Annotated in this window: 10 protein-coding genes; 6 read left to right on the top strand and 4 right to left on the bottom strand. The window is 58.8% G+C overall.

Annotated elements, in window-relative coordinates; all coding sequences use genetic code 11:
• Positions 1 to 81: 81 nt before the first annotated feature.
• From MK745_RS04750 to MK745_RS04760, 3 genes are all read left to right on the top strand, one after another.
• Positions 82 to 2,640: a glycosyltransferase gene (locus MK745_RS04750; protein WP_243612126.1), complete on the top strand. Its 2,559-nt coding sequence runs from the start codon at positions 82 to 84 to the stop codon at positions 2,638 to 2,640.
• Entirely contained in the window at positions 2,637 to 4,349 is a 1,713-nt protein-coding gene (locus MK745_RS04755) for a glycosyltransferase family 2 protein (RefSeq protein WP_243612127.1), read from the top strand. Before MK745_RS04750 ends, MK745_RS04755 begins: the two co-directional genes overlap by 4 nt.
• Before the next feature lie 101 nt (positions 4,350 to 4,450).
• Positions 4,451 to 5,692: a class I SAM-dependent methyltransferase gene (locus MK745_RS04760; protein ID WP_243612128.1), complete on the top strand. Its 1,242-nt coding sequence runs from the start codon at positions 4,451 to 4,453 to the stop codon at positions 5,690 to 5,692.
• Positions 5,693 to 5,760: 68 nt separating this feature from the next.
• On the opposite strand, the gene MK745_RS04765 is transcribed toward MK745_RS04760, so the two are convergent.
• From MK745_RS04765 to MK745_RS04780, 4 genes are all read right to left on the bottom strand, one after another.
• The gene (locus MK745_RS04765) at positions 5,761 to 6,090 is read right to left on the bottom strand and encodes a hypothetical protein (protein WP_243612129.1); all 330 of its coding nucleotides are present in this window, start codon (positions 6,088 to 6,090) and stop codon (positions 5,761 to 5,763) included.
• A 229-nt stretch (positions 6,091 to 6,319) separates the two neighbouring features.
• Positions 6,320 to 7,516 (bottom strand): serine hydrolase domain-containing protein, encoded by a 1,197-nt coding sequence (locus tag MK745_RS04770; protein WP_243612130.1) that lies wholly within the window; start codon positions 7,514 to 7,516, stop codon positions 6,320 to 6,322.
• Between the two features lie 96 nt (positions 7,517 to 7,612).
• The gene (locus MK745_RS04775; protein WP_243612131.1) at positions 7,613 to 8,635 is read right to left on the bottom strand and encodes an AraC family transcriptional regulator; all 1,023 of its coding nucleotides are present in this window, start codon (positions 8,633 to 8,635) and stop codon (positions 7,613 to 7,615) included.
• Positions 8,636 to 8,749: 114 nt separating this feature from the next.
• Positions 8,750 to 9,490 (bottom strand): IclR family transcriptional regulator, encoded by a 741-nt coding sequence (locus MK745_RS04780; protein ID WP_243612132.1) that lies wholly within the window; start codon positions 9,488 to 9,490, stop codon positions 8,750 to 8,752.
• A gap of 144 nt (positions 9,491 to 9,634) precedes the next feature.
• On the opposite strand from MK745_RS04780, the gene MK745_RS04785 reads away from it, so the two are divergent.
• From MK745_RS04785 to MK745_RS04795, 3 genes are read left to right on the top strand one after another with little or no spacing between them, the layout of a single operon-like run.
• Positions 9,635 to 10,624 carry a TRAP transporter substrate-binding protein gene (locus MK745_RS04785; protein WP_243612133.1) on the top strand — a complete coding sequence of 330 codons (990 nt, stop codon included), beginning with the start codon at positions 9,635 to 9,637 and terminating at the stop codon, positions 10,622 to 10,624.
• Between the two features lie 60 nt (positions 10,625 to 10,684).
• On the top strand, positions 10,685 to 11,212 hold the full coding sequence (locus tag MK745_RS04790; protein ID WP_243612134.1) for a TRAP transporter small permease: 528 nt from the start codon (positions 10,685 to 10,687) through the stop codon (positions 11,210 to 11,212).
• Complete coding sequence (locus tag MK745_RS04795; protein ID WP_243612135.1) at positions 11,209 to 12,486, top strand: TRAP transporter large permease; 1,278 nt, start codon at positions 11,209 to 11,211, stop codon at positions 12,484 to 12,486. Before MK745_RS04790 ends, MK745_RS04795 begins: the two co-directional genes overlap by 4 nt.
• Positions 12,487 to 12,489 lie beyond the last annotated feature (3 nt).

Below are 12,489 nucleotides of genomic sequence, written 5' to 3' on the forward strand. Positions count from 1 at the left end.
GGGCCTCGCCTGCCTTGGCGGTGATCGAGAGGCACACCAAGGGCCATAGCGACAAGATTGAAGCGGTTTGGATAAGACGCATTGACTAAGAAGACCTCCTCGAGAACGGACGCGCGCTCTAAACAGCTCAGTTGTGCCGTTGTCATCCACCTTCATTACGAAGATCAGTGGCCAGATTTCGAAGCCGTGCTACGCCATATCGACGAACCCTTTTCGTTATTTGTTACCTTGAAGCCCGAGAGCACGTTCGGCGATGAGATCCACAGATGTTTTCCAAAGGCAGACGTGCGCGCGGTGCCAAATCTCGGCAGAGATGTGGCGCCGTTCCTTGCCCTACTGCCGCGTCTCACGGAATTCGATCTGGTCTGCAAAATGCACACCAAACGGTCCGAGGGACGACACACGAGGTGGCGCAGGTCTCTGGTGCGAGGGCTCATGGGCAATCCTGAGACAGTCCGGGCCTATCGCGACGCTTTTGAAGCTGAGCCGGAACTCGTGCTCGCGGGGCCGCGAGAGTATTACCTAGACGGACCGAGCCACGAAGGACTCAGCAAAAAGGCGCTGGCGCTGCAACACGGGCCTATGCCAGAGCGCTACGGGTTCTTTGCCGGAACCATGTTCTGGTGCCGACCGAGCGCCTTCGTGGACTTCGTCGAACTCTATCCGCAAACCTGTTTCGTTGCTCATGCAGACAATGATGGGCAACCAGAGCATGTGATCGAGCGCGCCTTCGGCTGTGTCGCTGCGGCACAAGACAAGAAGATCATGCTCTGGGATGGCGAAACAGAAATCACCAAAGCCTCAGCGCTTTATGGCGATACTGATTTCGGGCGCATCTACGCGAATGGCGACAAGGATGCCCCGCAAGATGAGGGGCATGAGCGTGACCCAAACACGCCGCCGACACTCTACCAGCTCCACGAGGACCATCGCGATTTTGTCTCGGACAAATGGACCGGCAACCTGCTTCACTATGAGCGATTGCTCCGGGATCACCGGGACCGCGAGGTGCGTTTGCTCGAAATCGGTGTCCAGAACGGCGGATCGCTACAGATCTGGTCGAAATACTTTGCGAACGGACGCCGGTTCATCGGCTGCGACATCGACCCCGGCTGTGCAGAACTCGTCTACGAAGACCCGCGTATTTCAGTCATCGTGAACGACGCTGGCGCGCCAATTGCCCGGACACAGGCCATGCGGGCATGTGGTCAGTTCGACATCATCATCGACGATGGTTCGCACCAGTCGCGCGACATCATACGCGCTTTCCTATCCTTCTTTCCTGTCTTGGCGCAGGATGGTCTGTTCATCGTCGAGGATATGTCTTGCAGTTTCTGGCAAGAGTTTGAAGGCGGCCTGGATCTTGAGACGTCGTCGCTCGCCTTCTTCAAGGAAGTGGCCAATGTCATCAACCGGGAACATTGGCAGGTCGCGACGAGCGTCGAGAGCCGTTTCGAAAGATTCATCCGCGCCTATGATCTCGAGTTCGATCCGAGCATCCTCGCAGCCGTCCAATCTGTGGAGATCCTCAACTCAATGGTCGTGATCCGCAAGGGATCACGGGAACAGACTGAACTCGGGCCGCGTATGGTCCACGGCACGAAAGCGCATATTACCGGGGCCGGAAAGCTCCTCAATGGCACGTATTGCGTGCCGCCCAACGTGACACGCGACGCACCAAAGATCACAGACCTTGAACATACTCGGCCGGGCAACATCGCCATCTCTGTGGTGATCCCCTTCTATAACGGCAGCGCCTTCCTTCGAGACGCGATCGCTTCTGTGAAGGCGCAGACCTTGCCTGCGCGAGAGATCATTGTCGTCAATGACGGATCTGACGAGTCCGAAACACGCTGGCTCGAGGCGGTTGCCGACGAAGAGGACATCGTCCTCCTTTCCCAAGAGAACATGGGGCAAGGCGGTGCGCGAAATACCGGAGCGAAGGCTGCACGGGGAACGCATCTCTGTTTTCTAGATCAGGATGACACGTTTCGAACGAACCATAACGAAATCCTCGTCGCACATTGGCGCCAGGCGATCTCGCATCAGGAGACTCTCGGGTGGGTCTTTGCAGATGTCGCACAGATGGATCGCGACGGCGCAATTCTGACTGAGGCCGTTTTCCCATATCCGGCCCATCCCGTCTTAGAGCGCCCAAGCCAGTTCATCGCGCGAGACGCGGTGATGTTTCCGAGCGCCGCTCTGATCTGCCGCGAGAGCTTTGCCGAGGTCGGGGGATTTGATCCGGCCTTGGTGGGCTATGAAGACGACGATCTCTATCTTCGGCTGCTGCTCTCCGGATACAAGACGAGCTTCTGTCCGGTGACCGTCACGAATTGGCGCCAACATCCAGAACAGACGTCGCGGCAGACGGTCTTCTTGAAGAGCGCAGAGCACTTCTTCGATAAATGGTTCGGCTACGCCTGGGGGGATGTGGAAGAGCGTGCGCTTGCAGATGCACGGCTGAAATCAAGATTATCTGCGTCGCTAGAGGTCCATCTGCACTCCGCCTCAAAGGCACAACGCGCTCATATCTGGCGCTTTTTCGAGAAAGTTCAGGACGCGCGTTCCTCCGCCCGTCAGGACGCGATCAAGTGCGTGGAAGAAGACAGCTCTGAGAAAACGGGAGCGCGGGAATGACAGCTTTTCAAGACACGCCCCAATCCAAAGCGAAAAACAAAGCGCTTGCCGGTCTTCTAGAGAGAAACCGTGCGAAACGGGTTCTCAAAGGCGCAACCATCGACGGGTTGATTGCGGGACATCTCAAAGAAGGACGGGTCTTCGCAGCGTTAGGCGATGCGGTGGCGGAACTAGAGCGTGCTGGCGCAGGGTATGAGAGTTACGCCCGTGTCGCGCGGTGCGAGATGATCGTAGGTTTGACGACACGGGCGCAAAGATCGTGGAGAGAGGCCTTGCGGTTCAAGGAGACTGCACAGGCCCACACCGGCATCGGCACGTTGCACTTTCAGCAAGGCGAAACCGCCGAAGCCATCACAGCGTTTCAAAAGGCGCTCTCACTGGATGCGAAAAACCTTGAGGCATTGGAGTCCCTAAGTGCGGCCTATCTCTATCTGGAACAGCCCGCCGAGGCGCGCAGCTATGCGGATACGGCGCTGCAACTGGATGATGAGAGACTTGAGAGCAGGCTCTGCCGGGCGCGTGCGGAGATCGCCCTCGGCAATCCCGACCGCGCCGAGGCTGACATCACCTTTGTCAGGTCTCGTCGCTACAAAGAAAACGAAGTGCGCCTTCTCGAGGTGGATCTGCTTATTCATGGCAAGGAGTTTGAGTCCGCCATGTTCCTTGCGGCGCAGCTCTGTGAACGCCACCCGGAGTCACGAGATTGTCTCGACGCTTTTCGCCGGGCCTATAGCGCCTTTGATGAAAGCGACCGACGCGCAGATCTTGCGGATTTCCTTGACGGGCTTGATCACTTCACACCGCTTTCAAAGCCGCGGGACCGCAGCGAGAGCGATGCGACCGAGGCGGTTGATGTCATCATCCCGGTGCACAATGCCTGGCACGCGGTCAAGGAATGTATCGCATCGCTCAAGGCAACGAGCGGCGCTCGGCTGGGACGAGTGGTCCTTGTCAACGACGCGAGCGATGAAGACACACGCGAGAGGCTCGTGGCGCTATCCAAGAGCGATGATCGGATTGTCCTCGTTGAAACCCCGCGACAGAGCGGTTTCTCACGGGCGCTTGCGCTTGGTGTCAAAGAAAGCTCGGCCCCGGCCTTTGTCGCCCTCAATAGCGATACGATCGTGACAGAGGGTTGGCTCGACAAGTTGCACGCGGCGCTTCGATCCGCCCCGGAAACCGCCATGGTCGGGCCGCTTTCCAACAACGCAGGATGGCAGAATTACGGCGCAGTGCTTGGGCGGTCTGGCGGGTTTGCGGGACTACAGACGCCGTCTGCACCGTGCCGCGCCGACATATCCAAAGAAATCTCGGAAGGGGAGCAAGGGGCTCTTGTGCCGTTGCAAATCCTCCACGGGTTCTGTGTCCTCGTCGACCGCGAGGCCTATGACGCGCTAGGTGGTGTCGATCAGGACCTGTTCCCCGAGGGGTATGGTGAGTTTCAGGATCTGTCGATCAGGATGCGCACAGCCGGTCATGAACTTCTCGCCGTGACGGATTGCGTTGTCTTCCACGAGCGCGGTGCAAGCCTCTCCCCTGCACGCAGGGCAGCCCTATCCCTCGCAGGACGCAAGAGCCTCTATTCGCGCTACTCCGCGCTTAACTACCTTTGCCTTGAGATGGCGAGTGTGCGCGCGCCCGCACTTGAGCAAAAGCGCAAGATGCTTCGCCGCGTCTTGAGAGCGTGGGGCATCGATGCCGGTACTTGAGACGGGAAATAATGACTGGATGGTGCCAGAGCGACAAAACCTCTGGGCAAGCGCAGCCGTTCGTCTTTCTCCAATTTACGTGAAGATCCAGGGAGTATTCCATGCACGCTGAGTCCCTCAAGAACATGCAGCGGTTCTATGATGACTACGTCGCGCCGCATCTCGGGGCGCCGGACGACAACCTGCGGATCGTGGACATCGGGTCAATGGATGAGAACGGTAGCTACCGAGAGATTTTCTCGGGCCCTGCCTTTGACTATGTCGGGGTCGATCTCGTGGCAGGAAAAGGCGTCGATCTGGTGGCGGAAGACCCTTACGCCTACCCAGTTCCAGACGAGGACGCGGATATCGTGGTCAGTGGCCAGATGTTGGAGCATTGCGAATTCTTCTGGAAAGCGTTTGAGGAAATGGTGCGGATCGCCAAACCCGGCGCGTTCATCGTCTTGATCGTGCCTTCGCACGGTCCGATTCACAGATACCCCGTCGATTGCTACCGGTTCCTCCCGGACTCGATGACCGCCCTCGCGAAATATGCTGGCTGCGATCTCATTGAGAGCTGGCATGATACAGAGAGTGAATGGGGCGATCTTGTTGGTGTCTTCAGGGCCACTGCGCCGACAAAGGACCAACTCGCCTCAGAACAGGCCGTCCAACTTGGGGGGCGCAACTATGTGAGCTATATCACCGACTTCCTGGAAGCACGTGGTTCAAATGCGCACCTTGAGATTGGAACCTTTCATGGCCAATCGCTCGCTCCCTTGACCTGTACGACCCTTGCGATTGATCCAGAGTTTCAACTCCGCAAGCCTGTCATGGGCAAGAAACAGGCGGCATTCCTTTTTCAGACGACGAGTGATGCGTTCTTTGAAGCGCATGACCCTTGCCATTTCCTGCAAAGCCCGATCACCTCTGCTTTTCTGGACGGGATGCACCTCTTCGAAGCGCTGCTACGGGATCTGTTTCACACAGAGAGATACTGCACGCCCGGCGGGGTCATCTTCCTGCATGACTGCCTACCGCTCAGCGTCGAGATGACCGTGCGCGAACATGCCGACGTGCCCCGAGACGGGCCTTATCCAGAGTGGTGGACCGGAGATGTCTGGAAACTGGTGCCGATCCTGCGGAAATACCGGCCTGACCTGGAGATGACCTTTCTTGATTGCCCGCCGACTGGGCTTCTCATGCTCACGCGGCTCAATCCGCAAGACAGGACGCTGGAAGACAACTACGACAAAATCGTGGAAGAGTTCATGGATCTGGAGCTCGATGAGGACGGGCTTGCCGCTCACCTCGCAAGCTGCCCTCTGCGATCTTCAGAAGAGCTACTAGAGGACAACCCCTAGTCCCCCGCAATAAGAAAAGCCTCCACGCATCGGCGGAGGCTTTCGAGACATCTATACCTTGGAGACGCTTAGCAAACGTCCGCGTAACCGAGGCTGAACTGCGGACGATCATTGATGAAGTCATAGGTCAGCGTCGTGGCAACATCGCCATCGAAAAGATACCCCACACCCGCATCAAGGCCGAAATAGCCGCCATTGTCGAAGAAGTAAGACACACCAGCAGCACCCACAACAGATTGTGCCTCATCATCGGTGAGAAGTTTGAGGGTCAGACCGGTAGACACCGGCGCGCCACCGCCGAAGTTGAAAGCAAGGCCGAACATCACCGTCGGATCAGCCATTGCTTGCGATGTCAGAAGTGCTGAGACGAGCGCGGTGGATGCCTTGAGCTTGTTCATCGTTCTACCTATTCGTGTGCTTCATTTGAAAATAGCAGTGAAATGAAGAGCTGTATAGGGTCGTGTGACAGGGATCACCGCGAGAACCGCCCTCACAGTGCCGAAAGGGCGCATAGTCATCACGAGGCAGAGGGGCCAAAGCGATCCCCGACGCGTCGGGCTGTGGCGCCTCATCGCGAACGGGGCGCCCCTGCGCCCCGCTCCTCAACGTCTTACAGTCGATGCGCGACTATTGCGAAAGCGCGGCGTAGACGGCGCTCTCGAAATCCATGTATCCCCCAAAAGAGACGCCATCCGCGAACGGCAAGATCTGTGTCGCCCAATAGCCGCCGACCCCGTTCTTGCGGTCGATCCAATAGTAGCTGTTCGCAAGCCCAGCCCAGCCGATTGCTCCGGCAGGACGGCCTGTCGGGGCCTCTTCGGAATTCACCATGAAGGTATAGGACCAATCCTTGGCCAACCCCGGAAAGAACTCTGCATCATTTGACAGCGAAGGGATCACACCAGGCAGCATCGTGACCTTCTGCGGCGGCACAAGAGCCCCCTGCACGGCCCACTCAACCGTTTCCGGCCGTAGCACCCGCCCATTCGAACCGGCCCCGTCATTCAGCCACATCCGGATGAACTTCATATACTCCGGCACCGTGGCATAGAGCCCGTGGCCGCCCATATCGACCTCGGGGTTATCGGGAAGCGCGAAGTCGTCCATGGGAAGCAGATCGCCGTCCTCTCCACGCGCATGGATTGTGGCGGTGCGCGCCTTCATGTCAGACGTCCGGGTAAAAGCGATGTCCTGCATGCCAAGCGGATCGAACACCCTGTCCCGCATCACTTCGCCAAGACGCTTCCCGCGGATGCCTTCCACGACCTGCCCGACCCAGTCAATGTTCGAGCCGTATTCCCACTTTGTGCCCGGATCGAAGAGCAGAGGCGTCTCGATGCAGGCGCGGCTCGCGCTGACGACAGATGGCTGGCCCTGCTCCTCAGCAAGCCGCTTGTAGACCTCGTTGAAGAAATCATAGCCAAAACCGGCGGTATGCAGCATCAGTTGGCGTGTCGTGACCTCGCTTTTCGGCGCACGCAGACGGGGCGTGCCGTCAGCCTCAAAACCGTCGATCACCTGAATATCACCGAGAGCCGGGGCATATTCCTTTGCGGGCGCATCGAGGTCCAGAAGTCCCTCCTCGACACATTGCAGAGCCGTGGTGCCCGCAATGGCCTTGGTCGTCGAGAAAATGGCGAACACCGTATCCTCGGTCATTGGCTCACCGTCCAAACGGCGCTCACCGGCCGCACCGGAATAGATGTCGGCATCGCGGTCTGTCACCATTGCAACGACGCCGGGGACACGGCTTGGGCCGGTCGCCAGACTGTCGAGAACGGCGTCACAGCGGGTTTTCAGGGTCTTTGTGTGGATGTCTTTCATTGGTTCCTCCCTTGAAGACGTGCAGGGAAGAATGCGGCACTTGCGGCTGGCGCGCTGTCCTCGATCGGCATGCCCTGTCCGATTTCGGAAGTCGTTTTAGTGCCGACGGGACGGACCTGCCGAGCGTAGCCGGGTCTGCGAGGGCGTTTCGCCATATCTTTCGCGATATCGACCCGCCAGCGCCCCGAAATTCGAGAACCCCCAATCCGTCGCGATCGAGGTCACAGTCACATCGCCTGGCATCGTCTCGAGGTCTTCGCGAAACCCCTCAAGGCGCCGCGCAGCAAGAAAAGCCCGCGGGGAAATCCCGCGGAACTTCTGAAACCCACCCGACAGCGTGCGCGCAGAAACACCGATCCGTTTCGCGACATCGCCAATGGAGGGCGCGTCTCGCGCTTCGGCTTCCAAGATTTCTTCGGCAGCTCGCACATAGGCTGGTGCAGCGCAACGCGCTCCCGCTTCAAGGTTCAGCCCCGCCGAAGAGGCCCACTGCCGCAACAACTCGACGCAGAGCAGCTCTTCGATATGTCGTGCCAGCACCGTGTCGGACGCAAGACCGCCATCCTGCGACAGTGCCCGCGTGGCATAGTCGAGCAGCGCAGGCCAAGCAGACGAGGCGCCACCAATCTTGACGCGGCTCGTCCACAGGCGGTCATCGGGGACAAAACCAAACCACCGCTCCGCCATATCCTCCATCGCCTGATGTGGGATCGTCAGGTTCAACTGCATGTGGTCTGCATCACCCTCAAGCCAGTATTCAGCCCGAGAACAATCAACCACGAAGCTCTCCCCGGCACCGGTGCCGACAGATCCGCCATCAGTCTGGTGATCCAAAGCACCGCGCAGCGTGTTCAGGACAAGGATGTTTCCGGCATCTGGATCGAACCGGTCAAGATGAATGCCGGTGCCATAGGCAAACCGGGTCATGGTCACGCAGCCTGCCTTCGCGGAAATCATGGTCGCGTCAGGGCGAGAGAGGCGGTCCAAGGGCCGCACGCGATAAGGCATGTAGACGGTGCGGCAGAACTCCTCTACCTCGTCCCAATCCGCTGAATGGGTCTTCTGTCGGTGCCGGATCGGCTCCCCGAGTGCATTCAGAACAAGCGCATTTTCCAACAAAACCCCGCTCCTCCTCGTGGTTTCGCGGGCACTGTAGCACATCTCCCTCACAGCACTAACAAAGCGTTGACGCGCGTGCAGCCCCCGAGAGACCGGCTGCCTTTACCTAAGCGCCTAGCCGCCCTTGGGCCGATAGCCTCGAGCGACTGAAATCGCGACCGACAGTTTCTGAACCGTCTCGACATGGTCTTGGGCTGGCGGGTCTGTAAGGTGTTGAATGGACCCAACGAGCGCGACAGTCGCTATGAGAGAATTTGTGTGATCGAAAACCGGGGCCGCGATCACGTTTACGCCCAATAGTGTCTCTTGCGGTGCGCAAGCAAAACCATGCGACCGCACCTCTTTGATTCGATCTCGGACCCTTTCCGGGCTGGTCAGCGTCTTGGGAGTCAGCGCGGCAAGCTCGCCCTTCAACGTTTTTTCGGTCAGAGCCGGGCCACCGAAGGCCATCGCAACCTGTCCCTGCGCCGTCGCATGAAGGGCAAGTTCGCTCCCCTCCCGCACGCCGATCTCAATCGGGTGGGTGCCGTGCAGAGCGGAGATCACGCTCAGGCCGCCCTTATTTACAAGGCTCAAGACAACGGCAAGGCCGGTGTCGTTGCGGGCGGCGCGCATTGGCTCTCGACCGACCTCCGCAAGGTTCTGGATCGCGGTCGCCTGCTGGCCGATGATCCATGCCTTGGTGCCGAGTTGATACCGCCCAGACGCAAGATCGCGCATGATCCAGCCAGTTTCCTCAAGTGTATTCAGATGCTTATGGGCTGCGCTCTTGACGATACCCACGGCTTCCGCGATTTCTGTCTGGTTGAGCGCGACATCCGAGAACGCGATTTTTTCTATGATTGTCAATGCCATATCAGATGTCTTGACGCGTGATGTAGCCATGGCCTCCGTCCGATCTTTTCCGTCCCTGCAAGCATATTGACATGCCTTCAGAAAAAATGTCAGTCTCATTTTGAGAACTATGGTTCTTATATTGAGAACTTAAGGGAGGATCAAATGAAATTTACGACAGCTTTCGGAGGAATTGTGGCTGGCCTTGCATTCAGCGCGGCCCCGGTTCTGGCGCAATCGGTGACGCTGACACTTGGCCACGCGGTTTTCGAATCTCACCCTCTGCATGACGCAGCGGCGCGTTTTGCGGACGCCGTGGACAAACGGTCCAACGGCGACATGAAGATCGATATCTTTCCCGCGCGACAGATGGGTGACGTGAAAGAGCTGATGGAAGGCGTGCAACTGGGCACCGTGGACATGACAGTGAATTCGTCCTCGGCGCTTGCCACGCTTGATCCGGCGGTGGATGCGTTCCAATTGCCATACGTGATGGAGACCTATGAGGACTTCGCTCGTATGGCCGTATCGCCCGAAGCGCAGGCGATCATGGACAATCTGGGTAGCCACGGCATGATTGGGCTCGGCCTCTATGAGGGGGGACAGCGCCACTTTCTTACCACCGGTGACGCGGTCGCGACGATGGAGGATTTCGGCGGGCTGAAGACGCGTGTCGCCCCGACCGAGCTTTTCCTCGATATCTGGAAAGCGACCGGCGTGAACCCGACGCCGATGGCCTATGGCGAAGTCTATTCTGGTCTGGAAACCGGCACAATTGATGCGGTTGAGATCAACCTGACCTCGATCCAGTCCGAAGGACTTTTCGACGCGGCCAAGAACGTGACCCTCATGGGACACTATTTCTGGCCCGGTATGCTGTTGATCAACAAGGCCGTCTTCGATGGCATGACCGAAGATCAACAAGCCATCCTGCGCGAAGCGGCCGCCGAGGTTGTCGAGCCGCAAGTGATGGCGGTCAAGGCCTACGATGAAGAGCTGAAGGTCAAGCTCGCCGAAGAAGGCGTAAGCCTCACCGAAGCCAGCGAGGCGCTCAAGGCCGACCTGCGTGAAGCGTGGAAGCCGGTTCTGAAGAAATACTCTGACCGGGATCCGTTGATTGCGGATTTCGTTGAAGCCGCCACATCTGGCGACTGATACGCTGGCTTGACCAAGGGCCCCGCGCTGCGGGGTCCCCCCCAAATTCAGGAGTTTGAGATGACGGCCCAGGTAGAGCCGCCAGCCCTGCCGCGCGTTGTGCGCGCATATCTGGCGATCCTTGAGACAATGTTGATCACCGGCATGGCTGCCGTAGTTATCATCGCCGCGCTACAAGTCTTTTTCCGCTATGTCGTCGGCGCTTCGCTGTCGTGGTCAGAAGAAGCACTGCGCTATACGATGATCTGGATTTCGTCGCTTGGCGCCGGGCTTGCCTATTCACGCGGCGAGATGATCGGCATGACCATACTGGTGAACCGCTTGCCGCGACAGATCTCGCTGGCGGTGCAGATCGCAGGCCGTCTCTTGGTTCTTGCGGCCATGGGGCTGGTGGTGGTCTACGGTTGGCAATTCGCGGTGAAGACCGGCGATGGCCGCGCCGTTGCGCTACCGGTGACGATGTTCTGGCTGCACATCTCCATCGCAGTCAGCGCCCTCCTGATTTCAATCCATATTCTGGCAAGCATGATCGGCCTCCTTCGCGGGCCGCAGAATCCTGATGCCGAACCCGTGGTGATTATCGAATGATCTGGCTCGCTGTAATTTTCTTCACGACCCTGCTGATGGGGGTTCCGATCGCTTTCGTGCTCGGTCTTTCGTCGATCGGGTATTTCATCGCCACCGACAACTTGCGGTTCCTCGTGGCCGTGCCCCAGCGAATGTTCGCAGGACAGGACAGCTTCATCCTGCTGGCCATCCCGCTGTTCATTCTGGCCGGCAACCTGATGGATGTCGGAGGCCTGACACAGAGGTTGGTCGGTTTTGCCAACTCGCTCGTAGGCCGGTTCCGGGGCGGACTGTCTTTGACCGCGATCTGGGGCAGCTTCCTGTTTGGCGGCGTCAGCGGATCGGCGGCGGCTGACGCTGCGGCGCTTGGCACTGTGCTGACGCCTGAACTGAAACGACAGGGATATCACGAGGATTACTCGGCCGCGCTGATTGGCGTGTCCTCGATCATGGCGCCGCTGGTGCCACCATCCATCGCAATGATCCTCTACGGCGCCCTCTCCGGCACCTCCATTTCGAAACTCTTCGTCGCGGGCATCATACCGGGCGTGATTCTGGCTGTGATCCTGTCGGCCTATGCCATGCTGATCGCGCATCGCCACGGCTATCCGAAACTGCCCGCAATGGGGCTGATGGACATCCTGCGCGCCCTTGGCAAATGCGCCCCGGTGCTCCTCCTTCCGATCATTATCATCGGCGGCATCCGCGGCGGCGTTGTGACCCCGACCGAAGCCGCGGCCGTGGCCGTCGTCTATGCGCTGCTGGTGGCGGGTCTCTGGTATCGGGCGCTCTCAGTCTCGCGTCTGCGGCATGTTTTCCTGAGAACTGCGACAGTCAGCGCCGCAATCTATCTCCTGATCGCTTTTGCCCATGTCCTGTCCCTGATCTTCTCGATTGAGCGTCTCCCGCAGGCGGTTGTGACGACGCTGTCAACGGTGTCGGACAACAAGTGGGTCATTCTCATCATGGTCAACATTATCCTGCTGGTTCTTGGCATGTTCCTCGACACCGTCGGCATCCTGATCCTGACCGTTCCGGCGCTGATGGCCATCGGGGCACAGCTTGGACTGGACCCGGTGCATCTGGGGGTGATCGTCGTGTTCAACTGCCTGATCGGGTTCGCAACCCCGCCCGTGGGCTTGTGTTTGTACGTGATGTCAGGCGTCACCAAACGCCCGATCGAGGCGATCTCGATCCATGCGCTGCCGATGGTTGGCTTGGCCATCCTCGTTCTGGGGATCATCACGGTCTTCCCGGGGCTCGTCTTGTACCTGCCGAATGTTCTGGTGGAGTAGCGA

It is taken from the genome of Shimia aestuarii (assembly GCF_022814865.1).
Taxonomy (GTDB): Bacteria; Pseudomonadota; Alphaproteobacteria; order Rhodobacterales; family Rhodobacteraceae; genus Shimia; species Shimia aestuarii_A.

Coding starts and splice junctions, on each gene's coding strand:
- MK745_RS04755 (WP_243612127.1), top strand. CDS start 2,637: ATGACAGCTTTTCAAGACACGCCCCAATCCAAAGCGAAAAACAAAGCG.
- MK745_RS04760 (WP_243612128.1), top strand. CDS start 4,451: ATGCACGCTGAGTCCCTCAAGAACATGCAGCGGTTCTATGATGACTAC.
- MK745_RS04765 (WP_243612129.1), bottom strand. CDS start 6,090: ATGAACAAGCTCAAGGCATCCACCGCGCTCGTCTCAGCACTTCTGACA.
- MK745_RS04770 (WP_243612130.1), bottom strand. CDS start 7,516: ATGAAAGACATCCACACAAAGACCCTGAAAACCCGCTGTGACGCCGTT.
- MK745_RS04780 (WP_243612132.1), bottom strand. CDS start 9,490: ATGGCATTGACAATCATAGAAAAAATCGCGTTCTCGGATGTCGCGCTC.
- MK745_RS04785 (WP_243612133.1), top strand. CDS start 9,635: ATGAAATTTACGACAGCTTTCGGAGGAATTGTGGCTGGCCTTGCATTC.
- MK745_RS04790 (WP_243612134.1), top strand. CDS start 10,685: ATGACGGCCCAGGTAGAGCCGCCAGCCCTGCCGCGCGTTGTGCGCGCA.
- MK745_RS04795 (WP_243612135.1), top strand. CDS start 11,209: ATGATCTGGCTCGCTGTAATTTTCTTCACGACCCTGCTGATGGGGGTT.